22 protein-coding genes are annotated in these 23,906 nt (G+C 69.2%); 19 read left to right on the top strand and 3 right to left on the bottom strand.

Annotated features, from left to right (window positions below; all coding sequences use genetic code 11):
- Positions 1–21 precede the first annotated feature (21 nt).
- Together VLF18_RS08315 and VLF18_RS08310 are read left to right on the top strand one after the other, a co-directional pair.
- Complete coding sequence (locus VLF18_RS08315) at positions 22–1,524, top strand: MFS transporter (RefSeq protein ID WP_325279160.1); 1,503 nt, start codon at positions 22–24, stop codon at positions 1,522–1,524.
- On the top strand, positions 1,521–3,212 hold the full coding sequence (locus tag VLF18_RS08310) for an alpha-amylase family glycosyl hydrolase (protein WP_325279159.1): 1,692 nt from the start codon (positions 1,521–1,523) through the stop codon (positions 3,210–3,212). The genes VLF18_RS08315 and VLF18_RS08310 overlap by 4 nt, the downstream gene beginning before the upstream one ends.
- Here the strand turns inward: VLF18_RS08310 and VLF18_RS08305 are convergent.
- Entirely contained in the window at positions 3,145–4,212 is a 1,068-nt protein-coding gene (locus tag VLF18_RS08305; protein ID WP_325279158.1) for a LacI family DNA-binding transcriptional regulator, read from the bottom strand. The genes VLF18_RS08310 and VLF18_RS08305 overlap by 68 nt on opposite strands.
- A gap of 128 nt (positions 4,213–4,340) precedes the next feature.
- On the opposite strand from VLF18_RS08305, the gene VLF18_RS08300 reads away from it, so the two are divergent.
- The 12 genes from VLF18_RS08300 (at position 4,341) to VLF18_RS08245 (ending at position 17,435) form a co-directional block, all read left to right on the top strand.
- Positions 4,341–4,967, top strand: a complete 627-nt coding sequence (locus VLF18_RS08300) for an FMN-binding negative transcriptional regulator (RefSeq protein WP_325279157.1) — start codon at positions 4,341–4,343, stop codon at positions 4,965–4,967.
- 142 nt (positions 4,968–5,109) lie between these two features.
- On the top strand, positions 5,110–5,253 hold the full coding sequence (locus VLF18_RS08295) for a hypothetical protein (protein WP_325279156.1): 144 nt from the start codon (positions 5,110–5,112) through the stop codon (positions 5,251–5,253).
- 97 nt (positions 5,254–5,350) lie between these two features.
- Positions 5,351–6,940: a 2-isopropylmalate synthase gene (locus tag VLF18_RS08290; RefSeq protein ID WP_325279155.1), complete on the top strand. Its 1,590-nt coding sequence runs from the start codon at positions 5,351–5,353 to the stop codon at positions 6,938–6,940.
- 9 nt (positions 6,941–6,949) lie between these two features.
- Positions 6,950–7,897, top strand: a complete 948-nt coding sequence (locus VLF18_RS08285; RefSeq protein WP_325279154.1) for a branched-chain amino acid transaminase — start codon at positions 6,950–6,952, stop codon at positions 7,895–7,897.
- Positions 7,897–9,309: a 3-isopropylmalate dehydratase large subunit gene (gene leuC, locus VLF18_RS08280; RefSeq protein WP_325279153.1), complete on the top strand. Its 1,413-nt coding sequence runs from the start codon at positions 7,897–7,899 to the stop codon at positions 9,307–9,309. Before VLF18_RS08285 ends, leuC begins: the two co-directional genes overlap by 1 nt.
- 2 nt (positions 9,310–9,311) lie before the next feature.
- A complete protein-coding gene (leuD, locus tag VLF18_RS08275) occupies positions 9,312–9,905 on the top strand; it encodes a 3-isopropylmalate dehydratase small subunit (RefSeq protein ID WP_325279164.1) in 594 nt (197 codons plus the stop codon).
- Positions 9,902–10,975 carry a 3-isopropylmalate dehydrogenase gene (leuB, locus tag VLF18_RS08270; RefSeq protein ID WP_325279152.1) on the top strand — a complete coding sequence of 358 codons (1,074 nt, stop codon included), beginning with the start codon at positions 9,902–9,904 and terminating at the stop codon, positions 10,973–10,975. Before leuD ends, leuB begins: the two co-directional genes overlap by 4 nt.
- A 216-nt stretch (positions 10,976–11,191) precedes the next feature.
- Positions 11,192–12,841, top strand: a complete 1,650-nt coding sequence (ilvD, locus tag VLF18_RS08265) for a dihydroxy-acid dehydratase (RefSeq protein ID WP_325279151.1) — start codon at positions 11,192–11,194, stop codon at positions 12,839–12,841.
- A 228-nt stretch (positions 12,842–13,069) separates the two neighbouring features.
- Entirely contained in the window at positions 13,070–14,113 is a 1,044-nt protein-coding gene (gene ilvC, locus VLF18_RS08260) for a ketol-acid reductoisomerase (protein ID WP_325279150.1), read from the top strand.
- A gap of 1 nt (position 14,114) precedes the next feature.
- Positions 14,115–15,836 (top strand): acetolactate synthase 2 catalytic subunit, encoded by a 1,722-nt coding sequence (gene ilvG, locus VLF18_RS08255; RefSeq protein ID WP_325279149.1) that lies wholly within the window; start codon positions 14,115–14,117, stop codon positions 15,834–15,836.
- On the top strand, positions 15,833–16,063 hold the full coding sequence (locus VLF18_RS08250) for an ACT domain-containing protein (RefSeq protein WP_325279148.1): 231 nt from the start codon (positions 15,833–15,835) through the stop codon (positions 16,061–16,063). The genes ilvG and VLF18_RS08250 overlap by 4 nt, the downstream gene beginning before the upstream one ends.
- 376 nt (positions 16,064–16,439) lie before the next feature.
- Entirely contained in the window at positions 16,440–17,435 is a 996-nt protein-coding gene (locus tag VLF18_RS08245; protein ID WP_325279147.1) for a pyridoxal-phosphate dependent enzyme, read from the top strand.
- Positions 17,436–17,528: 93 nt separating this feature from the next.
- Here VLF18_RS08245 and VLF18_RS08240 read toward each other — a convergent pair whose 3' ends face one another.
- On the bottom strand, positions 17,529–18,350 hold the full coding sequence (locus tag VLF18_RS08240) for a sterol desaturase family protein (RefSeq protein ID WP_325279146.1): 822 nt from the start codon (positions 18,348–18,350) through the stop codon (positions 17,529–17,531).
- 114 nt (positions 18,351–18,464) lie between these two features.
- On the opposite strand from VLF18_RS08240, the gene VLF18_RS08235 reads away from it, so the two are divergent.
- The 5 genes from VLF18_RS08235 (at position 18,465) to VLF18_RS08215 (ending at position 23,499) form a co-directional block, all read left to right on the top strand.
- On the top strand, positions 18,465–19,058 hold the full coding sequence (locus VLF18_RS08235) for a TetR/AcrR family transcriptional regulator (RefSeq protein ID WP_325279145.1): 594 nt from the start codon (positions 18,465–18,467) through the stop codon (positions 19,056–19,058).
- A gap of 192 nt (positions 19,059–19,250) precedes the next feature.
- The gene (locus tag VLF18_RS08230) at positions 19,251–20,009 is read left to right on the top strand and encodes a hypothetical protein (protein ID WP_325279144.1); all 759 of its coding nucleotides are present in this window, start codon (positions 19,251–19,253) and stop codon (positions 20,007–20,009) included.
- A gap of 105 nt (positions 20,010–20,114) precedes the next feature.
- Positions 20,115–21,596: an alpha/beta hydrolase gene (locus VLF18_RS08225; RefSeq protein ID WP_325279143.1), complete on the top strand. Its 1,482-nt coding sequence runs from the start codon at positions 20,115–20,117 to the stop codon at positions 21,594–21,596.
- On the top strand, positions 21,593–22,327 hold the full coding sequence (locus tag VLF18_RS08220) for an ATP-binding cassette domain-containing protein (RefSeq protein WP_325279142.1): 735 nt from the start codon (positions 21,593–21,595) through the stop codon (positions 22,325–22,327). The genes VLF18_RS08225 and VLF18_RS08220 overlap by 4 nt, the downstream gene beginning before the upstream one ends.
- Positions 22,324–23,499, top strand: a complete 1,176-nt coding sequence (locus VLF18_RS08215; RefSeq protein ID WP_325279141.1) for an ABC transporter permease — start codon at positions 22,324–22,326, stop codon at positions 23,497–23,499. The genes VLF18_RS08220 and VLF18_RS08215 overlap by 4 nt, the downstream gene beginning before the upstream one ends.
- Before the next feature lie 193 nt (positions 23,500–23,692).
- Here the strand turns inward: VLF18_RS08215 and VLF18_RS08210 are convergent.
- On the bottom strand, positions 23,693–23,906 hold a 214-nt coding region (locus VLF18_RS08210), incomplete at its 5' end, for a proprotein convertase P-domain-containing protein (RefSeq protein ID WP_325279140.1).

Raw genomic sequence — 23,906 nt, 5'->3', positions numbered from 1 at the left:
CAGCGCCGAGATGACCGAACCATGAGCCAGAAAGCCACCGCGCGCGAACGCCCACCCCTGACCTTCTGGCAGATCTGGAATCTCTGCTTCGGATTCCTCGGCATCCAGTTCGGCTTCGCGCTGCAGAACGCGAACGTCAGCCGCATTTTCCAGACGCTCGGCGCGCCGCTCGATGACGTGCCGCTGCTCTGGATCGCCGCGCCGCTGACCGGGCTCGTCGTGCAGCCGATCGTCGGCTATCTGTCGGACCGCACCTGGACGCGGCTCGGACGGCGCCGGCCGTATTTTCTCGTCGGCGCGGTGCTCGCGTCGCTCGCGCTGTTCGCGATGCCGCATTCGCCGGTGCTCTGGGTCGCGGCTGGACTGCTCTGGGTGCTCGACGCGTCGATCAACATCGCGATGGAACCGTTCCGCGCGTTCGTCGGCGATCAACTGCCGAGCCGGCAGCGCGCGCGCGGCTACGCGCTGCAGAGTTTCTTCATCGGACTCGGCGCCGTCGTCGCGAGCGCGCTGCCGTGGCTGCTGACGCGTGCCGGGGTCGCGAACACGGCCGCCGCCGGCGTCGTGCCCGACGCCGTGCGCTTTGCGTTCTACGCGGGCGGCGCCGTGCTGCTGCTCGCGGTCGGCTGGACCGTGCTGCGCACGCGCGAGCGGCCGATCGACGAGCTCGTCGCGACCGACACCGCGCCGGCCGAACCGGCTTCGCTGCCGCCGCTCATGCCGGCGCGGCGCAACGCCGCGATCGCGCTGCTCGCCGGCATTGCCGGTGCGCTCGCCGTGATCCACTACGCGCTCGATCGCCAGCTGCTGCTGCTCTGTGGCGGACTCGCGCTCTACGGTCTCGCGCAGCTCGCGTTCGCCGGGCGCGAGCGCGGCGGCATGCTGGCGCAGATCCTCGCCGACGCGAACGGCATGCCCGCGGCGATGCGCCGGCTCGCCGTCGTGCAATTCTTCTCATGGTTCGCCTTGTTCGCGATGTGGATCTACACCACGCCTGCGGTCGCGCGGCATCACTTCGGCGCGGGCGATGCGCAGTCGGCGGCCTACAACGCGGGCGCGGACTGGGTCGGCGTGCTGTTCGCGGCCTACAACGGCTTCTCGATGCTGGCCGCGCTCGTCATCGCACCGCTCGCGCGGCGCTACGGCGCGCATGCGACGCACATGGGCAATCTCGCGCTCGGCGCGCTCGGTCTCGCCAGCATTGCAATCGTGCGCGATCCGAACCTGCTGCTCGTCTGCATGATCGGCGTTGGCTTTGCCTGGGCCTCGATCCTGTCGCTGCCTTACGCACTGCTCGCCGACAGCCTGCCGGCGCGCAAGATGGGCGTCTACATGGGCATCTTCAACATCTTCATCGTGCTGCCTCAGCTCGTCGCGGCGACCGTGCTGGGCTTTCTGCTGAAGACCTTCTTCGGCAACGATCCGCTGCACGCGCTGAACCTCGGTGCGGCGAGCCTGCTGCTCGCCGCGGCCTGCATGCTGCGCGTGCGCGCCGTTCCCGCGAACGCGGCGGTGACGCCGTGAGCGCGCGTCGTTTCGCGCCGGTGCTCGCGCTGGCGCTCGCGGCCGCACTCGCGAGCGGGTGCACGCCGCGCAGCGGCGTGCGCGAGTACTACGGCACGGCGGCGCCGTTCGCGTCCGACGCCGTCTACTTCGTCGTGACCGACCGCTTCGTCAACGGCGACCTCGCGAACGATCACCGCGAGCAGGGCGCCGGTCCGTGGCACACCTTCGACCGGCCGATACGCGGGCCCGGTGGCGACAACGACAACATCGGCTATCTCGGCGGCGACCTGCGCGGCGTGCTCGACAACGCCGCGTACCTGCGCGACCTCGGCTTTTCCGCAGTCTGGATCACGCCGATCGTCGACAACCCGGATTTCGCCTTCAGCGGCGGCGACGCGCCGAGCTGGGGCAGCCTGTGGACCGATCGCGGCAAGACGGGCTATCACGGCTACTGGGGTACGAACTTTTATCGCGCCGACGAACATCTCGTCAGCCGCGATCTCGATTTCGCCGGATTCACGCGCGGCATGCATGCGCAGGGGCTCAAGGTCGTGCTCGACATCGTCGCGAACCACGGTTCGCCGGCCTTCGGCATGGATCCCCCGCTGCCGGGTTTCGGCCAGGTGTTCGACGCCGACGGCAGGCTGCTCGCCGACCATCAGAACCTGCCGCCGGCGCAGCTCGATCCGGCACACGTGCCGCTGCATCGCTTCTACAAGCGCGAGAGCGAACTCGCGCAGCTGTCGAACTTCGACGACGCATCGCCGGAAGTGCTCGACTATCTGGCCGGCGCCTACCTGCAGTGGATCGCGCAGGGCGCCGACGCATTCCGGATCGATACCGTCTCGCTGATGCCGCCGGCGTTCTGGCAGCGCTTCGCCGACCGCATCCGCGCGAAGCACCCGGGATTCTTCCTGTTCGGCGAGGCGTTCAACTACGACGCGGCCGTCGTCGCGCAGTACACGAAGCGCGGCGGCGGCGAGATGTCGGTGCTCGACTTTCCGCTGAAGCAGGCGATCGCGACGCTGCTGGAAAAGCCCGGCAGCGACTACGCGGGCATCGTGCCGGCGCTGCATCTCGCGGACGGCCCGTACCGCAATCCGTACGAACTGATGACGTTCTACGACAACCACGACATGGCGCGGCTCGACGCCACGGATGCGGGGTTCGTCGACGCGCACAATTTGCTGTTTACCGTTCGCGGCATTCCGGTCGTCTACTACGGCTCCGAAGTCGGTTTCATGCGCGGCAGCGCCGAGCATGCGGGCAACCGCAACTATTTCGGCCAGGAACGCGTCGACGCGGCCCGCGCCTCGACGATCCACGAGAACCTGCGCCGCATCGCGCGCATCCGCGCCGCATCGCCGGCACTGCAGCGCGGGCTCCAGGTGAATCTCGAGTTTTCCGGCGACCGCGCCGCGTTCTACCGCGTCTACGCGCGCGGCGACGCACAGCAGATCGCGCTCGTGCTGCTGAACAAGGGCGACACGCCGCAGCCGTTCCGGATCGCGCGCTATCTGCAGGCCGGCACCTGGCGGTCGGAGCCGGCCGGCCGGCGCCAGCACGTTGCACCCGGCGGTGCGCTGATCACCGAAGTCGCGCCGCACGGCGTGCAGGTCTGGTTGCTCGATGCCGCCGTCACCGATCCGGCATTGCGGGCGGAACTCGATCGGCTGGCAGCGCAGCACCGCACGAGCGGCGGATGACAAGCTGCGCGGGCAGCATGCGGCTCGTCGCCGGCTCGCCGCCGATCTGCGCGAGCAGCGTGTCGACGAGCAGCTCGCCGGCCTGCTTGGTGTCCTGCAGCACGGTCGTCAGCGGCGGCGTCGCGAAGCGCGCCATCGGAATGTCGTCGAAGCCGACGACCGCGATGTCGTCGGGCACGCCCAGTCCGGCCTCGCCGATCGCGCGCAGCGCGCCGATCGCGAGCAGGTCGCTCGCGGCGAACACCGCGTCGACGCCGGCGCCGCGCGCAAGCAGTTCGCGCATCGCGGCGTAGCCGACGAGTTCGGTCGAGTCGGCCGCATCGACCTGCAGCGCGGCATTCACGTCGAGCCCGGCCGCGTGCAGCGCGGCGCAGTGGCCGGCATAGCGGTCGAAGAACTCGGGGCAATGCGGCGACGCCGTGCCGAGAAACCCGATGCGGCGGCGGCCCTGCGCGATCAGGTGCTCCGTCGCCGACCGCCCGCCCTGATGGTTGTCGCAGCCGATCGACACGCCGGGCTGGCCGTCGACGACGGCACCCCAGCGCACGAAATGCGTGCCCTGCTGCACGAGCCGTTCGAGCCGCCCGCGCGACACGAGGTAATCGCCGTAGCCGAGGAGGATCAGCCCGTCGGCCTTGTGGCTGTCCTGGTAGTCCGCATGCCAGTCGTCGGAGAGCTGCTGGAACGACACGAGCAGGTCGTAGCCCTGCCGCGCCGCGGCGCGCGTGATCGAACCGAGCATCGACAGAAAGAACGGGTTGATCAGCGAGTCGTCCGGGGTCGGGTCTTCGAACAGCAACAGCGCGAGCGTGGTCGCGCGCTGCCGGCGCAGTCCCGACGCATGTTTGTCGACCGTGTAGTTGAGCTCCTTCGCGATCGCCTGCACGCGGCGGCGCGTTTCCTCGTTGACGAGCGGACTGTCGCGCAGCGCGCGCGACACGGTCGCCTGCGAGACGCCGGCGCGGTAGGCGATGTCGAACGAGGTCGGCTTGGATTTCACGGGCGGTTCCGCTGGCGGCGATCCGAGCGGCCCTGGATCGCTCCGCGATCATGGCATAGCGTCGCCGGGCGCGCCGAGAACGACGCGCGAGATGTCCTTTCGCTCGTCGCCGACGCTCCGGAGCCCGCATGTACCTGCCACGCGCTTTCGCAGAAACCGACCCGGCCGCGCTCGACGCGCTGTTCGCGCGCGACAGCTTCGTCACGCTGATCACCGTGCGCGACGGCGAGCCGGCCGTCTCGCACCTGCCGGTGCTGTACCGGCGCGAGGGCGAGCGGATCGAGATCCGCGGCCACTGGGCGCGTCCGAATCCGCAGTCCGCGCATGCCGGGCCTGCGCTCCTCATCGTCAACGGTCCGCATGCCTACGTCTCGCCGTCGTGGTATCTCGACAAGGAAGAGGCCGCGCGCGTGCCGACCTGGAACTACGCGATCGCGCATCTGCACGGCGTGCTGGAGCGCCACGACGACACGGACTTCCTCGCCGGCGTCGTCGCCGATCTGAGCGCGCAGCACGAAGCCTCGGTCGGCCGCGACTGGCAGTTCGAGCGCGACCGCGACGATCATGTCTCGCAACTGCGCGGCATCGTCGGCTTCCGCTTCGTCGTCGAACGCAGCGTGCTCAAGTTCAAGCTCAGCCAGAATCATCCGGACGGCAACCGGCGCGCCGTCGCGCGCGAACTCGCGGCGCAGCCGCGCGAAGCCAGCCGCGAGATCGCGCTGCTGATGCAGGCCGGCGAATCGCGTCCGCGCTGAACCATGTCCGGACAAATCTGGCCCGTCCGGAAAGGGTATAAGCGGCCAGATTTGACTCATTCAATCGTCATGGCGCCGAAAAGCGTCAAAAAAAGCGAAGCCATTTGACACCTCTCGAACGCGGCGAATAGCGTCGGATCCCATGACGCAGCGCACCAACCACCGCCAGAACGACATCGCCGGGCACCTGCTCGCGACCGTCGGCCTGCGTGCGACCGCTGCGCGAATTCCGCTCGTCCTCGTGCTTGTACTCGTACTTCTTATTACCACCGGAGGTGCGGGTTAGGGCGCGCGTCGATAACAAACGACACGAACACTAAAAAACCCCGCACTTGGAAACGAGTGCGGGGTTTTTTGTTGCCCTGGCCTGCCAAAGGCAGACCATGACACCGACCAATCCCCCCGTAGAAACGCCCCGCGCAACCGCCCGCGAGCGCGTACGCGTATTCGACACGACGCTGCGCGACGGCGAGCAGGCGCCGGGTTTCTCGATGACGCGGGCGCAGAAACTGCGCATCGCGCATGCGCTCGCCGAACTCGGCGTCGACATCATCGAGGCCGGTTTTCCGCAGGCCTCCGACGGCGACTTCGCCTCGGTGCTGGCGATCGCGCAGGACGTCCGCGGCGCGGCGATCTGCGCGCTCGCGCGCTGCCAGCGCGGCGACATCGAAACCGCGGCGCGTGCGCTCGAACCGGCCGCGCACGGCCGCATCCACGTGTTCATCGCGACGAGTCCGCTGCACCGCGAGCACAAGCTCGGCATGAGCCGCGCGCAGGTGATCGACGCCGCCGTGGCCGGCGTGCGCCGCGCGAAGGAACTCTGCGCGGACGTGGAATTCTCCGCCGAAGACGCGATGCGCACCGAACCGGAGTATCTGGCCGAGGTGTTCGCCGCGGTCATCGAGGCCGGCGCGACGACCCTGAACGTGCCCGACACGGTCGGCTACATCACGCCGGCCGAGATGTTCGAGCGCATCGGTTTTCTGAAGAAGACCGTGCGCGGCATCGAGCGCGCGGTGCTGTCGGTGCATTGTCACGACGACCTCGGCATGGCGGTCGCGAACAGCCTCGCCGCGGTCGCCGCCGGCGCGCGCCAGGTCGAATGCACGCTGACCGGCATCGGCGAGCGCGCCGGCAACGCGGCACTCGAAGAGGTCGCGATGGCGCTGAAGACGCGCGCCGAACTGTTCGGCGTCGACACCGGCCTGCGTACGCCGCGGCTGTATCCGGCCGCGCGCCTGCTCGCGCAGCTGACCGGCCACGCGATTCCGCGCAACAAGGCCGTCGTCGGCGACAACGCGTTCGCGCACGAATCGGGCATCCACCAGCACGGCATGCTCAAGCACCGCGGCACCTACGAAATCATGCGGCCCGAGGACGTCGGCTTCGCGCGTTCGCAGCTCGTGCTCGGCAAGCACAGCGGCCGTCATGCGCTGCGCGAACGCCTGGCCGCGCTCGGCCACGCGCCCGACGACGCGGCGCTCGACCAGATCTTCACGCGCTTCAAGAGCCTCGCCGACAAGAAGCGCGAAGTGTTCGACAGCGATCTCGAAGCGCTCGCGCTCGGCCGCGATGCCGAGGCGCTGGGCCCGTGGCACATCGTGCATCTGCACGCGGCGTCGCATCTGGGCGGCAGCGCCTCGGCCTCGGTGCGCCTGCAGCGCGAGGACGGCGTGCTGGCCAGCGAGGCGGCGATCGGCGACGGCCCGGTCGATGCGACGCTGCGCGCGATCGGCCGCGCCGTCGGCCAGGACTTCGAGCTCGTCGACTTCCAGATCCGCGCGCTGTCCGAAGGCGGCGACGCGCAGGGCCAGGCCACGCTCGGCGTGCGCCACGGCGACCGCGAACTGCGCGGACGCGGCGTGTCCACCGACATCGTCGAAGCCGCCGCATTGGCAGCGCTGGAAATTGCCAATCGTATAGAACGCAGCAAACCCGAAACGGCCCCGCGCGCGGCCGCGAATCACGCCTGAGGACGATCCATGAAGACGCCTGCTTACATCTGGCACAACGGCCGCATCAAACCCTGGCAGGACGCCTCCGTGAGCGTCGGCGCGCACGCGCTGCACTACGGTTCGTCGGTATTCGAGGGCGAGCGCGTCTACGCGACGCCGCAGGGCCCGATGTTCTTCCGGCTGCGCGACCACACCGAGCGGCTGTTCCATTCCGCGCGCGTCTACGACCTGGGCATCGACTACACCGCGGCGCAGATCGACCAGGCCTGTGCCGACGTCGTGCTCGCCAACAAGCTCGGCAGCGCCTATCTGCGGCCGATCGTCTATCGCGCGGGCTTCACGTTCAGCCTCGCGCCGCCGCTCGACACTGCGGTCGACGTCGCCGTCATTGCGATCGAGTGGGGCAGCATGCACGGCGCCGCGGCGCTGGAGCAGGGCGTCGACGTCTGCGTGAGTTCGTGGAACCGCGCCGCGCCGAACACGTATCCGAGCGGCGCGAAGGCCGGCGGCAATTACCTCAACAGCCAGCTGATCGCGCGCGAAGCCGTCAACGGCGGCTTCGTCGAAGGCATCGCGCTCGCGCCGGGCGGCCTGCTCAGCGAAGGCGCCGGTGAAAATCTGTTCATCGTGCGCAATGGCAAGATCTATACCCCGCCGGCCGGCGCGAGCATCCTCTGCGGCATCACGCGCGACACGGTCATGACGCTCGCGCAGGAACTCGGCTGCACGGTCCACGAGCAGCCGATGCCGCGCGAGATGCTGTATTTCGCCGACGAGGTGTTCATGACCGGCACCGCCGCGGAGATCACGCCGGTGCGCTCGGTCGATCGCAAGCCCGTCGGCACGGGCAAGCCGGGTCCGGTCACCAAGGCGCTGCAGCGCGCATTCTTCGGCCTGTTCGACGGCAGCACGGCGGACCGCTGGGGCTGGCTCACGCCGGTACAGGCGCAGGCGTTCGCGCAGGAGGCTGCGTGATGGCCGCGCGTACCTTGCTCGACAAGCTCTGGGACGCTCATGTCGTCAAGGCGGCCACCGCCGCGACGCCGGGCGTCCTCTATGTCGATCTGCATCTGATCCATGAAGTCACCTCGCCGCAGGCGTTCGCCGAGCTGCGCGCGCGCGGCCTCGGCGTGCGTTGTCCCGAGCGCACGCTGGCCACGCTCGATCACTCCACGCCGACGACGCCGTTCGACGATCTCGGCCAGCCGGTCTATGCGAGCGAGGAAGCCGCCGCGCAGGTCGCCGAACTCGAGAAGAACTGCGCGCAGTTCGGCATACGGCTCAATGGCTGGAACAGCGACCACCGCGGCATCGTGCACGTGATCGGTCCGGAACTCGGCGCGACGCAGCCCGGCATGACCATCGTCTGCGGCGACAGCCACACCTCGACTCACGGCGCCTTCGGCGCGCTCGCGTTCGGCATCGGCACGACGGAAGTCGGCCACGTGCTCGCCACGCAGTGTCTGCTGCAGAACAAGCCGAAATCGCTCGCGATCGAGGTCTCCGGCGATCTGCCGGCCAACTGCAGCGCGAAGGATCTCGTGCTGCACATCATCGGCCAGATCGGCGTCAACGGCGGCACCGGTTACGTCATCGAATACCGCGGCGCCGCGATCCGCGCGCTGTCGATGGAAGAACGCATGACGGTCTGCAACATGTCGATCGAGGCCGGCGCGCGTGCAGGGCTCATCGCGCCGGACCAGACCACGTTCGACTATCTGCGCGACCGCCCGTACGCGCCGCAGGGCGAGGACTGGGGCAGGGCCGTCACGCAATGGAGCACGCTTGCGAGCGATGCGGGCGCGAGCTTCGACCGCGTCGTGCACATCGATGCGACGCGCGTGCGCCCGACCGTCACTTACGGCACGCATCCGGGCATGGTCGTCGCGCTCGATGCGAACGTGCCGGCGCCGACCTCGCTGCAGGAACGCCGCGCGCTCGAGTACATGCGCGTCGAGGCGGGCAAGCCGCTCGCCGGCACCGCGGTCGACGTCGTCTTCGTCGGCAGCTGCACGAACTCGCGAATCAGCGATCTGCGCGCCGCGGCCGACGTGCTGCGCGGCCGCACGCTCGCGGCGCGCGTGCGCATGCTCGTCGTGCCGGGATCGCTCGCGATCAAGCACGAAGCCGAGCGCGAAGGGCTCGACCAGGTGTTTCGCGCGGCCGGCGCGGAATGGCGCGAACCCGGGTGTTCGATGTGCATCGCGATGAACGGCGATCTCGCGCAGCCCGGACAGCTCGTCGTCAGCACGTCGAACCGCAATTTCGAAGGACGCCAGGGACCGGGCGCACGCACGGTACTGGCGAGTCCCGCCGTCGCCGCGGCCTCGGCCGTCGCCGGACATCTCACCGATCCGCAATCCCTGCTGCAGGAACAGGCTGCATGAACATGCCGGCGAACGCCCCGATCACGCATATCCGCTCGCGCACCGCGGTGCTCGCGCACGAGAACATCGATACCGACCGCATCATTCCGGCGCGCTTTCTGACGACGACCGAGCGCGCCGGGCTCGGCCGCTTCGCGTTCAACGACTGGCGCTACGACGCGAACGGCAAGCCCGATCCGTCGTTCGCGCTGAACCAGCCCGCCGCGCGCGGCTGCGAGATCCTCGTCGCCGGCCGCAACTTCGGCTGCGGTTCCTCGCGCGAGCACGCGCCCTGGGCACTGCTCGATTTCGGCATCAAGGTCGTGCTGAGTTCCGAGATCGCCGACATCTTCCGCAACAACGCGCTGAAGAACGGCCTGCTCGCGGTCGTGCTCGACGGCCCGGAGCATCGCTACCTGCTCGCGCATCCGGGCATCGAACTCGCGATCGACGTTGCGCAGCAGACCATCGAGCTGCCCGACGGCGGCCGCTTCGGCTTCGCGCTCGACGCGTTCGCGAAGCACTGCCTGCTCGCCGGCGTCGACCAGCTGGGCTTTCTGATCGCGCACAACGATGCGATCGACACGTTCGAGCGCCGTCGCGGAGAAGCCGCATGAAGGCGCGCATCGCCGTGCTGCCGGGCGACGGCATCGGTCCGGAAGTCACCGCCGCCGCAGTCAGCGTGCTGCGCCATGTCGCGGCGCATTACGGCCATGACTTCGAATTCAGCGAACACGCGATCGGCGGCTGCGCGATCGATGCGTCCGGCGACCCGCTGCCGGCCGGGACGCTGATCGTCTGCAAGCAGGCCGACGCCGTGCTGCTCGGCGCGGTCGGCGGTCCGCAGTGGTCCGACCCGAAAGCCAAGGTGAGGCCCGAGCAGGGATTGCTGCGCCTGCGCGCGGAGCTCGGCGTCTACGCGAATCTGCGTCCGGTGCGCGTGCATCCGCGCCTCGCCGACCTGTCGCCGCTCAAGAACGAGCGCCTCGCCGGTGTCGACCTGCTGTTCGTGCGCGAACTCACGGGCGGTGCGTATTTCGGCGCGAAGACGCGCACGAGCGACACCGCGACCGACGAGACGCGCTACACGGCGGCCGAGATCGAACGCGTGCTGCGCCGCGCATTCCAGCTCGCCCGCACGCGCGGCCGCCGCGTGACCTCGGTCGACAAGGCGAATGTGCTGGAAACCTCGCGCCTGTGGCGCGAGACGACGCAGCGCGTCGCGCATGAGTTTCCCGATGTCGCGCTCGAACACCAGCTCGTCGATTCGATGGCGATGCTGCTGCTGACGCGACCGGCCGCGTACGACGTGATCGTCACCGAGAACCTGTTCGGCGACATCCTGACCGACGAAGCCGCCGCGCTCGCGGGCTCGCTGGGCCTGCTGCCGTCGGCCTCGCTCGGCGACGGCACGCGCGGGCTGTACGAGCCGATCCACGGTTCCGCGCCGGACATCGCCGGCCGCGGCGTGGCCAATCCGCTCGGCGCGATTCTCTCGGCCGCGATGCTGCTGCGGCATTCGCTGGGTCTCGATGCGGAAGCGGTCGCTATCGAACAGGCCGTCGACCGCGTCGTCGATGCGGGCACGTTGACGCGCGATCTCGGCGGCAACGCCGGCACGCGCGAGACGACCGCCGCCGTCATCGCTGCGCTCGGCGAGCGCGGTGCGGCGCAGGAGGCGGCATGAGCGCGTTTTACCCATTGACGCGCATTCACGCCGGTCTCGCGCAATACGCGGGTGCGGGCGCGTGGGAAGGTTGCGGGCGCTGGGGTGTCGAGGCACGCCGTCGGCGTGCCGTGAGTCATGGCGACACCCATCCCCAGCCGACGCCGATTGCTCCGCTCCGCAACACCGGTCACCACGCCCCCGCCAGCACCACGCCCGCCACGGACGCTTCTCCTCATGCGCAGTAACGCCATCAAACACGGTCCCGACCGCGCGCCCGCGCGCGCCATGCTGCGCGCGACCGGGCTCGACGACGACGCGATCGCCAAGCCGCTCGTCGCGGTCGTGCATACCTGGTCCAACGTGAGCCCGTGCAACCTGAACCTGCGCGACCTCGCCGCGGCCGCGTGCGACGGCGTCCGCGCGGCCGGCGGCACGCCGATCGAATTCAACACGATCGCCGTGACCGACGGCATCGCGATGGGCACCTCGGGCATGCGCGCGTCGCTCGTGAGCCGCGAGATCATCACCGACTCGATCGAACTCGCCGTCGACGGCCACTGCCTCGATGCGATGGTCGTGCTCTGCGGCTGCGACAAGACGATTCCGGCCGCGGCCATGGCGCTCGCGCGGCTCAACATCCCCGGCGTCGCGCTGTACGGCGGCAGCATCGCGCACGGCCGTCTGGACGGCCGTTCGATCACCGTGCAGGACGTGTTCGAGGCCGTCGGGGCGCACGGCGCCGGCAAGCTGTCGAGCGAAAAACTCTGCCAGGTGGAAAAAAGCGCCTGTCCGGGTGCCGGCGCCTGCGGCGGCCAGTTCACCGCGAACACCATGGCCATGGTGCTGACCGCGCTGGGACTGTCGCCGCTCGGCCTCAACGACATCGCGGCGACCGATCCGGCCAAGCGCGCCGCAGCGTTCCGCTGCGGCGAACTCGCGCTGGCCTGCTTCAACGAACAACGGCTGCCGCGCGACGTGCTGACGCCGACCGCGTTCCGCAACGCGGCGCGGCTGGTCGCAGCGACGGCGGGTTCGACGAACGCCGTGCTGCATCTGCTCGCGATCGCGCGCGAAGCCGGCGTCGCACTGACGCTCGAAGACTTCGAGGATGCCTCGCGCTCGACGCCGGTCATCGCCGACCTCAAGCCCGGCGGCCGCTACACCGCGGTCGAACTCACGAACGTCGGCGGCGCCGCGCTCGTCGCGGCGGCGATGCGCGAGGGCGGTCTCATCGACGATGCGCCGACCGTCACCGGCCGTTCGCTGTTCGCCGAGCTCGATGCGGCCGCGCCGACGCTCGCGGGCCAGGACGTCGTCGTGCCCACGAGCGCGCCGCTGAAACCGCGCGGCGGCTATTCGATTCTCTATGGCAACGTCGCGCCGGAAGGCTGCGTGCTGAAGCTCGCCGGTCACGGCCGTCTGCGCCATGAAGGCCCGGCGCGCGTGTTCGACAGCGAAGAACTGGCCTTCGCCGCGGTGCAGGCCGGCGCGATCGTCGCCGGCGACGTCGTCGTGATCCGCAACGAAGGTCCGGCCGGCGGCCCCGGCATGCGAGAGATGCTCGCGGTCACCGCGGCGCTCGTCGGCCGCGGCCTCGGCAACGATGTCGCGCTGATCACAGACGGCCGCTTCAGCGGCGCGACGCACGGCTTCATGGTCGGCCACATCGCGCCGGAGGCCGTGCGCGGCGGCCCGATCGGCCTGCTGCGTGAAGGCGATCGCCTCGTCATCGATGCGCAGTCGCGCACCCTGTCGACCGACGCCGACCTCGACGCGCGCCGCGCGGAATGGCAGCCGCCGGCGGCGAAGGTCGTCAGCGGCGTGCTCGCGAAATACGCGCGGCTCGTCGGCTCCGCGGCCGAAGGCGCGGTGACGCATGGCTAGTGCCCAGACAGACGAGAGCCCTCTCCCCCGACCGCGTCGGGGGAGAGGGCTGGGTGAGCGGGGGAAACGTCAGCTTTCTTCGCCGCACGCTTTTCGCGGACGTGCGCCGAAAACCTGTCACCTCGGCAACGTCACGTTCTCCCGCTCACCCCAACCCTTTTCCCCGACGCGGTCGGGGGAAAGGCGGAAAAACAAATCCACCGTTACACAACTTCCCGGAGACTTCGCATGAGCACGACCGTACCGACCACCGCCGCCCTGCAGTCCGCCCGCATCGCCGTACTCGGTTACGGCAGCCAGGGTCGCGCGCACGCGCTCAACCTCAGGGACTCCGGTCTCGACGTCACCGTCGGCGTGCGCCGCAACGGTCCGTCGTGGGAGAAGGCGCGCGCCGACGGCCTCAAGGTCGCCGAGCCGGCCGACGCCGTGAAGGACGCCGATCTCGTCGCCGTGCTGACGCCGGACATGGTGCAGCCGGCGCTGTACGACGAAGCGATCGCGGCCAACCTGAAACCGCACGCGGCCCTGCTGTTCGCGCACGGTTTCAATGTCCACTTCAAGCAGATCGCGCCGCGCGCCGACATCGACGTGATTCTCGTGGCACCCAAGGGCCCGGGCGCGCTCGTGCGACGCGAATACGAGAAGGGCCATGGCGTGCCGTGCATCTACGCGATCCATCAGGACGCGAGCGGCAAGGCGCGCGACAAGGTGCTCGCCTATGCGGCCGGCATCGGCGGCGCGCGCGCAATGCTCATCGAAACCACGTTCGCCGAGGAAACCGAGACCGATCTGTTCGGCGAGCAGGCCGTGCTCTGCGGCGGCGCGACCGAACTCGTGCTCGCGGGCTTCGAGACGCTGACCGAAGCCGGCTACCAGCCGGAGATCGCGTACTACGAAGTGCTGCACGAGCTGAAACTCATCGTCGACCTGCTGCACGAAGGCGGTCTCGCGAAGATGCACCAGTTCGTCTCCGAGACCGCGCAATACGGCGACCTGACGCGCGGTCCGCGCGTCGTCGACGCCGGCACCAAGGCGCGCATGCAGCAGATCCTGACCGAGATCCGCGACGGCACCTTCGCGCGCGAGTGGACGGCCGAATACAAGGCCGGCAACGGCAATTACCGCGCGCTCAAGCAGAAGGACCTGTCGCATCCGATCGAGCAGGTCGGCGCCGGCCTGCGCGCGCGCATGCCCTGGCTGAATCCGGCGCAGCCGGCCCTGACCACGGTGGCACCGCCCGCGGCGGACGCGCCGTTGAAACGGAGTGCCTGACATGGACGGCGGAAGGGACCATCGCAACCAACCCGCGCCTGCGGGCACCGCGAGCGCGGCGCCCGCAGGCGCCGTGCGAACCGGCGCGCAGCATCTGCTCGACGCGCTCGAAGCCGAGGGCGTCGACACGATCTTCGGCTATCCCGGCGGCGCGATCATGCCGGTGTACGACGCGCTCGTGGACTCGCGGCTCAAGCACGTACTCGTGCGGCATGAGCAGGGCGCCGCGCTCGCGGCCGACGGTTATGCGCGCGCGAGCGGCCGCGTCGGCGTCTGTCTCGCCACGTCCGGTCCAGGCGCGACGAACCTGCTGACCGGACTCGCGAACGCCTATCTCGACTCCGTGCCGCTGCTCGCGATCACGGGCCAGGTGCCGACGAGTCTCATGGGCACCGACGCGTTCCAGGAAGTCGACGTGTTCGGCATGAGCCTGCCGGTCGTCAAGCACAGCTACATCGTGCGTCGCGCCGAAGACGTGCATGCGGTCGTGCGCGAAGCGATCGCGATCGCGACGAGCGGTCGTCCCGGTCCCGTGCTCATCGACCTGCCGAAAGATGTCGCCAATGCGCGCGCCGTCGCCCGCGGCGTGCGCGACGTCGCGACGCGGCTGCCGAGCGCGCCGGAAAGCCGGCTCGCCGACGCGCACGCGCTGCTGTCGCGCGCGAAGAAACCGCTGCTCTACGTCGGCGGCGGCGTCGGCATCGCCGGCGCCGAGCGCGAGCTGCGCGAGTTCGCGCGGCTGACCGGGATTCCCGCGGTGTCGACGCTGAAAGGACTCGGCGCCTGCGATCCCGACGAGACGCACTACCTCGGCATGCTCGGCATGCACGGCAATCCCGCCGCCAACTACGCCGTGCAGGACTGCGACCTGCTGATCGTCGTCGGCGCGCGCTTCGACGATCGCGCGACCGGACGTCTTGCGACGTTCGCGCCGGATGCGCGCGTGATCCATCTCGACGCCGATGTCGCCGAACTCGGCAAGCTGCGCGCCTGCGATGTCGCGCTCGCCGGCGATCTGAAGGAACTGCTGCCGCGTCTTGTGCATCCGGTCGCGATCCGCGCATGGCAGCGCCGCTGCCGCGTGCTCAAGCAGCAGCACGCCTGGCGCTACGACGCGCCCGGCGAGGGCATCTATGCGCCGGCGCTGCTCAAGCAGCTGTCGGAAGCCGGCGGCAACCGGCTGATCGTCGCGAGCGACGTCGGCCAGCACCAGATGTGGGTCGCGCAGCACTGGCGCGTGCCGTATACCGCCGCGCACCTGTCCTCGGGCGGTCTCGGCACCATGGGTTTCGGCCTGCCGGCGGCGATCGGCGCGCAGCTCGCGCGTCCCGGCGCGAGCGTGATCTGCGTGTCCGGCGACGGCTCGATCATGATGAACATCCAGGAGCTCGCGACGCTCAGGCGCTACAACATCCCGGTCAAGATCGTGCTGCTCGACAACGCGAGCCTCGGCATGGTGCGGCAGTGGCAGGAGCTGTTCTTCGACCAGCGCTACAGCGAAGTGGATCTTTCCGACAATCCGGACTTCGCCGAGCTGGCCCGCGCGTTCGGCATTCCGGCGTTCGCGATCGAGCGCCGCGACCAGGTCGACGATGCGGTGCAGCGCCTGCTGCGCGAACCCGGTCCGCTGTTCTGCCACGTGAAGATCGACGCGCGCGAGAACGTCTGGCCGCTGGTTCCGCCGGGCAAGTCGAACGGCGAAATGATGGGGTGCGCCGCATGAGTTGCAGCCTGGAGCTCGCGCTGGATCGGGCCGAAGGCGCTTTGCTGCGCGTGCTCGGCACGATCGAGCGGCGCGGATGGGACGTGCTTGCCGTCAACGCGGCGAGCGACGCCCGGGCGTATACGGTGAACGTCACCCTCGGCGGTACGCGCGATCCGGAGATTCTCTGCCGGCAGTTGCAGCGCCTTGTCGATGTGCAGGCGGTGAGGCTGGTGGAAGCGGGGTAAAAATCCAGCGGCGCGGTAAAGCCCTCTCCCCCAGGCTTGCTTGAGGGAGAGGGTCGGGTGAGGGGAGAAGGTGACGTGAGCGGTGGTATTTCGTTGTCGCGAGCCGCAAACGTTGCCGCCTTCGACAATCCATGGGATCCGCTCACTGACACGTCTCCCCGTCGCCCCAAACCTCTCCCGCGACGAAGTCGGAGAGACGGAGGCTGCAGTCCCAAAGAACCGAACGCGATAACCACGATTGCCGAAAATCTCGTATACCGACATCGAGCAGCAATCCACGAATCCATTTTGGAGAATCCCATGATTCCGCAGAACATCCGAATTACCCAGGCGTTGCCCGCAGTGCGAACTCCCTTCGACTACCGCAAACGCCGCCATGACCTTCTCTGCAGCTACGACACGGCCGTACCGTTCCGATAGTCCGCGTCATCCGACCGCAACGGCCGCCGCCGCCGCGCCGCTGCACATCGTCACGCCGCTGCTGACCACGCGCATCGGCGAACTCGACGTCGGGCTCAAGCTCGACAACCTGCAGCCGGCGCGCTCGTTCAAATTGCGCGGCATCGGCCTGCTCTGCCAGCATCACGCCGCCCGTGGCGTCCACCGCTTTGTCTGTTCGTCCGCCGGCAATGCCGGCTACGCCGTCGCCTGGGCCGGCCGCGCGCTCGGCATTCCCGTCACGGTCGTGATTCCGGAAACCACGCCGGCGTTCATGCGCGCGCGCATCCGCACGCTCGGCGCCGAGCTGCGCTGCGAAGGCGCGGTCTGGGACGAAGCCAACGCGGTCGCGCTGAAGCTCGCGCAGGCGCCCGGCGTCGCGTTCATCCCGCCGTTCGACGACCCGTTGCTCTGGCAGGGCCACGCCTCGCTCGTCGAGGAACTCGCGCAGCAGTGCGAGGAAGCGCCCGACGCGATCCTCGTCGCCGTCGGCGGCGGCGGCCTGTTGCTCGGCGTGCTCGAAGGGTTGCGCCGCGTCGGCTGGCGCGACACGCGCGTATTCGCGGTCGAACCCGAAGGCTCGGCCTCGCTCGCCGCAAGTCTCGCGAGCGGCCGCGTCGTCGAACTCAGCGCGCCGCGCAGCCTCGCGACGAGCCTCTGCGTCCGCCGCATCGCTCCGGCGCTGATCGCCGCCTGCCGCGACGCCGACGTCGTACCGCTGACCGTCAGCGACGCCGAAGCCACGACCGCCTGCGTGCGCCTGGCCGAAGACCACGGGCAGATGATCGAACCCGCCTGCGGCGCAGCATTGGCGCCCTTGTATACACGGCCTGCGGCCTTCGATGGCCTGCGCCGCGTCGTCGCCGTCGTCTGCGGCGGGCAGGTCGTCACGCTGGGAGACCTCGCCCGCTGGCAACGAGAACAACCGACGTAGGGCGCAATGACCGAGGGGTATCGCGCCGACAATCCGACGAAAAGCGGAATGGACAAAGGCGCAATGTACGACGCATTGCGGCCTCCCTGCGCCTCACGGCGGCGACACCAGCATCTGCACGCGATCGCGCCAGCATGGCGCGCGATGCAGGTCGTGCCATAGCTTCACGGCTTCGGCGGCGTGGACGCGCAGCGGATGACGGCTGGCCAGCGGCTCGGTGAGTCCGTAGCGCACCGGCTCGTCTTCGGCCGCGTAGGTGCCGAAAAGCCGGTCCCAGAGCATCAGTACCGCGCCATAGTTGCGGTCGATGTACGGCGCCTGCACGCCGTGGTGCACGCGATGGTTGCTCGGCGTGTTGAGCCAGCCGTCCAGCCACGGAAGCTTGCCGACGGTTTCGGTATGCAGCCATTGCTGGTACGCGAGGATCACGCCGAACGCGCCGGCGACGAGCAGCGGATCGAAGCCGACGAGTATGGCCGGCAGATAGAACCAGGGCGACGTGAACCCGTCGACGAAGGACACGCGCAGGCCGACCGCCTGGTTGTACAGCGGCGAGCTGTGGTGCACGGAATGCGCGACGGCCCAGATCAGTCGCACGCGGTGCGCCGCGCGGTGATCCCAGTAATAGAGAAAGTCGACCGCGAGCAGGGCGAGCAGCGCCGTCCACCCTGTCGTCGGAATCGACCAGGGCGCCAGGCGCGCGGCGCCGCCCCATAGCGCCGCGATGAAGGCCGTGACCAGCGGCGCCATCAGCACGGTCGGCACGAACGGACTCGCCGACGCGAGCATCTCCAGCACGTGTTCGCGATCGAGACGGCTCTGCCGCCGATAGCGCCAGCATTCCACGGGCAGCAATACGACGATCAGCGCCGACGCGGCGATGGCGACGAGGTCGAGCAGTCTCAGCGTGTCCATGCGAACGTCCCGGGAGCCGGCCGTGCCATTAAATAAGTGAGCGTTCATTCACTCTATGGGCCGAGCGGCCCTGCGTCAAGTAACATCGGTTTCCGGTTCACGAATCCGACAGCCATGCGCAAGGCAGACCCCGAACTCCAGCAGCGGCGCCGGCAGCAGATCCTCGATGCGGCCGAGCGCTGCTTTCGCGCCAAAGGCTTCCATCAGGCGTCGATGCAGGACATCGCGCGCGAAGCCGAGGTCAGCATGGGACTGCTGTATCGCTACTTCGAGAACAAGGACGCGATGGTCGTGAGCTTCGCGACGATCGACAGCGCGGGCGTCATCGCGCTGATCGACGAACTGGCGGCGAGCGAGCGGCCGCTTGCCTTCCTCCCGGCCATGATCCGCCGCCTCGCGAAAGACACGGCCGACCCGGACTACCTGCGGCTCTACACCGAAGTGTTCGCCGAGTCGCTGCGCAACCCGCGGCTGTTCGCCGCGCTCGCCGACAGCGAGGAAACCGTTCGCCACGCGCTTGTCGCCGCGCTGAAGGCGCAGCAGGCCGCGGGGCGCCTGGCGGCGACGTTCGACGCCGGAGCCGTTGCCGACGTGCTGCTCGGTCTCGTCGACGGCATCAGCCTTCGCGCGACGCTCGTGAAACAGTACAAGCCCGCCGCCGTCGAGAAGATCGTGGCGGCGATGATCGCCGCGGTGCTGAAGCCCTGAGCGAGATGCCGGTCGGCATGATCGGTCGGGCGCAACACGCGCAGCGCATTGCGCCATCCACCGAAGCGACAAGAAGCCAACCGGATGCGCCGCAACGCCTGGCGCATCGACGACCGTGCCCGCAACGCCGGACCGCACGACCGGCATCCGAACGGACCGGGTAGAGTGGCGACCGCCACCGAAGGATTTCTCATGCGCATCGCGATCGGAATCATCAGTGCCGTCGGCACGCTGCTGTTCGGACTCGCCTTCGTCGCCTCGTTCATGCAGCCGGCGCGCATCGAGGGCCATGCGCAGGAACTGCTGCGCCGCGAAGTCGAGGCGCGAACGGTGGAATCGCTCAAGGCGCTGGAGCGCACGCGCATCGGCCAGTTCGCTGCGCGGCTGGCCGAGCAGCATCCGGAGCAGACCGAGGCCCTGCGCCGTCAGATGCGCGAGCGCCTGGTCCCGTTCGTCGAAGCCGTCGTCGCGGAGATGCGCGACCCCGATTGCCCCTGCCGCCGGAAGCTCGCCGCGATGCTCGAACCCGACGCGGGCACCGGGCTCGTCGGCGTGCTGCAGTCCGGCGGCGCGAAGCTCACGGCTTTCGTCCGCGCGAAATACGTCGACGTGGCAGCGGCGCTACTGCGCGAGTTCCGGATCTTCACCGGCGCCAACGCGCTGATGTTCGCGCTGCTTGGGATCGTCCTGTTCGTGCGTCGCGGCGCGCGCGCTCGGCTGCTGCCGGCGGCTGCCGTGCTGCTTGCTGCGACGGCCGTCGTCGGCGGCCTGTACCTGTTCGGGCAGAACTGGCTGCACACGGTCGTGTTCGGCGACTATGTCGGGTTGTACTATTTTCTCTATCTCGCCATTGTCGGCGCGCTGCTCGCGGATCTGCTCGTCAACCGCGGCCGTGCCAGCGCGCGCCTCGCCGCGTCGTTCGGCGGCGGCGCGTCGGCGGTGCTGTGTTGACGAACCATCGCGGAATTCGTGACCGCTTTCGAGGCATGACTGGCGACGCATGCGGTCGGCGGCCGGCTTGCGGCTACACTCGGTCGCCCTTTTCGAGGAAGGCCTATGCTCGCCACTGCAGGCGCATTGATGTTGTCGCTCGTGTCGCAGGCGGCGGGCGACGCGGTAACGCTCGGCAGTCTCACCTTCGCGCGCTGCGAACTCACGCAGCCGCGGTCGGCGGCGACGACGGCGGCCTGGTGCGCGCCGTTCTCGCAGCCGGAAAATCGCGCGCTGCCCGACGGCCGCCGCATCACGTTCAGGCTCGGCCTGATCCGCAGCGATGCCGCGAAGGTCGCCGCCGATCCGCTCGTGCTGCTGGCCGGCGGGCCCGGGCAGGCGGCGACCGAGTCCTGGCCGCAGGTCGGTCCGGCGCTCGCGCTCGCGCGGCGCACGCGACATGTGATCCTGCTTGATCAACGCGGTACCGGCGGGTCGAACGCACTGCGCTGCGACGACGAGGCGGACCACGGCAGCGATGTCGTCAAGGCCGCCCGTGCGCATGGCGCGGATGCGGATGCCGCGCGCGCGCTGACCGAGCGCTGCCTGCGCGGCATCGCGGACAAGGCGGATGCCACGCAATACACGACGAGCGAAGCTGTCGAAGACCTCGAAGCGCTGCGTCAGGCGCTCGGTGCGCCGAAGCTCAACCTCGTCGGCATCTCCTACGGCACGCGCGTCGCGCAGCAGTACGCGCGGCGTCATCCGGACGGCGTGCGCAGCCTCGTGCTCGACGGCGTCGCGCCGAACGAGGTCGTGCTCGGCGCCGATTTCGCGCGCACGCTCGACGACGCGCTGCGCGCGCGCTTCGCGCTCTGCGACGCGGACGCGGCGTGCAGCAAGCGCTTCGGCAAGGTCTACGACGATCTCTACGCATTGCGCACGCGCCTGCAGAAGACGCCGCAGCCGGTCAGCCTGCGCGACCCGCTGACGTTCGCGCCGCTGACGCACGACCTCGACGCGGACACCTTCGCCGGCCTCGTGCGGCTCTACGCCTACGCGCCGGAAACCGCGGCGCTGCTGCCGCTCGCGATCCACGAGGCGGCCAACGGCAACGCCGCGCCGCTGATGGGACAGGCGAGCCTGATCACGTCCGATCTCGGCGCGACGATCACCTCGGGCATGGGACTGTCGGTGATCTGCGCCGAGGACGCCGACCTCCTGACCTCGCGGCCCGAGGATCGGACGCTGATCCTCGGCGACGACTTCACGCAGGCGCTGCGCGCGCAGTGCGAAGCCTGGCCGCGCGGCAGGCGGCCGGACGATTTCCACGAGGCGCTGAAATCCGACGTGCCGAGCCTGCTGCTGTCGGGCGAGTACGACCCGGTCACGCCGCCGCGCTACGGCGACCAGGTGCTCAAGGGACTGAGCCGCGCGCGTCATCTCGTCGCGCCGGGGCAGGGTCACAACGTGATCGGACGCGGCTGCCTGCCGCGGCTCGTCGCGCGCTTCGTCGACCGGCTCGAGACCGCCGACCTCGACGCGGGCTGCATCGCCGAGATGGGGCCAACGCCGTTCTTCCTCGACTACAACGGAGCGAGTCCATGATCGAGGTCGACGATCTCCACAAGGCGTTCGGCGCGGTCAAGGCCGTCGCCGGCGTCAGCTTCACCGCGCGCGACGGCGAAATCACCGGACTGCTCGGCCCCAACGGCGCCGGCAAGACGACGACCCTGCGCATGCTCTACACGCTGATGACGCCCGATCGCGGCAGCGTGCGCGTCGACGGCGTCGACGCGGGCCGCGATCCCGATGCGGTGCGGCGCAATCTCGGCGTGCTGCCGGACGCGCGCGGCCTCTACAAGCGCCTGACCGCGCGCGAGAACATCGAATACTTCGCGCGCCTGCACGGGCTCGATGCCGCGACGATGAAGACGCGCTGCGACGCGCTGATCGCCGCGCTGGAAATGCACGACATCGCCGCGCGCCGCAGCGAAGGCTTTTCGCAGGGCCAACGCGTCAAGACCGCGATCGCGCGCGCTCTCGTGCACGATCCGAAGAACGTCATCCTCGACGAACCGACCAACGGCCTCGACGTCATGGCGACGCGCGCGATGCGGCGCTTCCTGCTCGGGCTGCGCGACGAGGGCCGCTGCGTGCTTTTTTCCAGCCACATCATGCAGGAGGTCGCGGCGCTCTGCGATCGCATCGTCGTGATCGCCGGCGGCCGCGTCGTCGCCGACGGCAGCGCCGACGCGCTGCGCGCGCAGACCGGAGAAGCCAATCTCGAGGACGCGTTCGTGCGCATCATCGGCAGCGACGAGGGACTGGCCGCATGAACGCCGCGATCGTCGTCTTCTGGAAGGAAGTCATCGAGAACCTGCGCGACCGGCGCACGGTGACGAACGCGCTGCTCGTCGGCCCGCTGCTCGGCCCGCTGCTGTTCACGGCGCTGATCTCGCTGTCGATCACGCGCGAACTCGAACGCGGCGAGAAACCGATCGAAGTGTCGATCGTCGGCGCCGAGCATGCGCCGAACCTCGTCGCGTTCCTGAAGCAGAACGGCGTGCGGCCCAAGCCGCCGGTCGAGGACGCCGAGACGCGCGTGCGGCTGCAGGACGAGGACATGGTGCTGCGCGTACCGGCGAATTACGGCCAGGCCTGGAGCGCCGGCAAGACCGCGCAGGTCGAGCTGCTGTACGACTCGTCGCAGCGCGATTCGGCGACGCCGGTCGAGCGATTGCGCGGCCTGCTGCAGGCCTATTCGAGCCAGAACGGCGCGATGCGCCTGATGGCGCGCGGCCTGTCGCCGGCCGTCGCCTCGCCGCTCGTGGTCGCGACGCGCGACCAGTCGACGCCGCAGAGCCGCAGCGGGCTGCTGTTCGCGATGCTGCCGTATTTCCTGATCCTGTCCGCGTTCATGGGCGGCATGTATCTCGCGATCGACACGACGGCCGGCGAACGCGAGCGCCAGTCGCTGGAGCCGCTGTTCGTCAATCCGGTCGGACGTTCGCGCATTCTCGCGGGCAAGCTCGCGGCGACGTTCGCGTTCGCGATGGCGAGCCTCACCTTGTCGCTGATCGCGTTCGGCTATGCCGGACGCTTCATTCCGACCGAGCGCATCGGCATGGTGCTCGACTTCGGCCCGCAATTCGCCGCGATCGCGCTGCTCGTGATGCTGCCGCTCGTGCTGCTGGCGACGTGTCTGCAGACCCTGATCGCCGCGTTCGCGAAGAGCTACCGCGAAGCGCAGACCTACCTGTCGCTGCTGATGCTGATCCCGATGCTGCCGTCGGCCATGCTCGCCGTGCTGCCGCTGAAGGCGCAGACCTGGATGTTCTCGGTGCCGCTGCTGAGCCAGCACCTGATCGTCACGCGCCTCGTGCGCGCCGAAGCCGTCACGACGCAGCAGCTGGCGCTGTGCCTCGGCAGCGGCATCGCGATCGCCGCGCTCGCGGCGTTCGCGACGGCGCAGGTGTATCGCTCGGAGAAGCTTGCGATTTCGGGTTAGAAAAGCCCTTTCCCCCAAGCTTGCTTGAGAAAAAGGTCGGGTGCGGCAGGAAGGTTGGCGTGCTGGATGCTGGATTGTAGCGATTGGAACAATGCTGCCCTTCGCGTCGATCAGACAGCGTGGCCTGCTGGCGTTTCTCCCCACACTCCCAGCCCTCTCCCCCAAGCAAGCTTGGGGGAGAGTGAGCCCAGCTTCAGAACGTCACCGACCAACTGTCGATCCGTCCCGTATCTCCGCCGGCGTTGTCGTTGACACGGAGATTCCATGTGCCGTTGAGCGCCTCGCTCGACAGGTTCAGGGTCACGGTCTTGTTGATGTTGTCCGTGCCGCTGCCGGTGCGATTGTGGATGTTGTACAGCGTTCCATCCGGTGCCACGAGATCGACCTTCAGGTCGCCCTGATACGTG

This window comes from Tahibacter sp. (assembly GCF_035481375.1).
GTDB lineage: Bacteria > Pseudomonadota > Gammaproteobacteria > Xanthomonadales > Rhodanobacteraceae > Tahibacter.
This window is presented reverse-complemented; position numbering and strand designations above follow the sequence as displayed.

Excerpts from the sequence above, each read along its gene's own strand:
- VLF18_RS08315 (WP_325279160.1), top strand. The coding sequence starts at position 22 with ATGAGCCAGAAAGCCACCGCGCGCGAACGCCCACCCCTGACCTTCTGG.
- VLF18_RS08300 (WP_325279157.1), top strand. The coding sequence starts at position 4,341 with ATGTACCTGCCACGCGCTTTCGCAGAAACCGACCCGGCCGCGCTCGAC.
- VLF18_RS08295 (WP_325279156.1), top strand. The coding sequence starts at position 5,110 with ATGACGCAGCGCACCAACCACCGCCAGAACGACATCGCCGGGCACCTG.
- VLF18_RS08290 (WP_325279155.1), top strand. The coding sequence starts at position 5,351 with ATGACACCGACCAATCCCCCCGTAGAAACGCCCCGCGCAACCGCCCGC.
- VLF18_RS08285 (WP_325279154.1), top strand. The coding sequence starts at position 6,950 with ATGAAGACGCCTGCTTACATCTGGCACAACGGCCGCATCAAACCCTGG.
- leuC (WP_325279153.1), top strand. The coding sequence starts at position 7,897 with ATGGCCGCGCGTACCTTGCTCGACAAGCTCTGGGACGCTCATGTCGTC.
- leuD (WP_325279164.1), top strand. The coding sequence starts at position 9,312 with ATGCCGGCGAACGCCCCGATCACGCATATCCGCTCGCGCACCGCGGTG.
- leuB (WP_325279152.1), top strand. The coding sequence starts at position 9,902 with ATGAAGGCGCGCATCGCCGTGCTGCCGGGCGACGGCATCGGTCCGGAA.
- ilvD (WP_325279151.1), top strand. The coding sequence starts at position 11,192 with ATGCGCAGTAACGCCATCAAACACGGTCCCGACCGCGCGCCCGCGCGC.
- ilvC (WP_325279150.1), top strand. The coding sequence starts at position 13,070 with ATGAGCACGACCGTACCGACCACCGCCGCCCTGCAGTCCGCCCGCATC.
- ilvG (WP_325279149.1), top strand. The coding sequence starts at position 14,115 with ATGGACGGCGGAAGGGACCATCGCAACCAACCCGCGCCTGCGGGCACC.
- VLF18_RS08250 (WP_325279148.1), top strand. The coding sequence starts at position 15,833 with ATGAGTTGCAGCCTGGAGCTCGCGCTGGATCGGGCCGAAGGCGCTTTG.
- VLF18_RS08245 (WP_325279147.1), top strand. The coding sequence starts at position 16,440 with ATGACCTTCTCTGCAGCTACGACACGGCCGTACCGTTCCGATAGTCCG.
- VLF18_RS08240 (WP_325279146.1), bottom strand. The coding sequence starts at position 18,350 with ATGGACACGCTGAGACTGCTCGACCTCGTCGCCATCGCCGCGTCGGCG.
- VLF18_RS08235 (WP_325279145.1), top strand. The coding sequence starts at position 18,465 with ATGCGCAAGGCAGACCCCGAACTCCAGCAGCGGCGCCGGCAGCAGATC.
- VLF18_RS08230 (WP_325279144.1), top strand. The coding sequence starts at position 19,251 with ATGCGCATCGCGATCGGAATCATCAGTGCCGTCGGCACGCTGCTGTTC.
- VLF18_RS08225 (WP_325279143.1), top strand. The coding sequence starts at position 20,115 with ATGCTCGCCACTGCAGGCGCATTGATGTTGTCGCTCGTGTCGCAGGCG.
- VLF18_RS08220 (WP_325279142.1), top strand. The coding sequence starts at position 21,593 with ATGATCGAGGTCGACGATCTCCACAAGGCGTTCGGCGCGGTCAAGGCC.
- VLF18_RS08215 (WP_325279141.1), top strand. The coding sequence starts at position 22,324 with ATGAACGCCGCGATCGTCGTCTTCTGGAAGGAAGTCATCGAGAACCTG.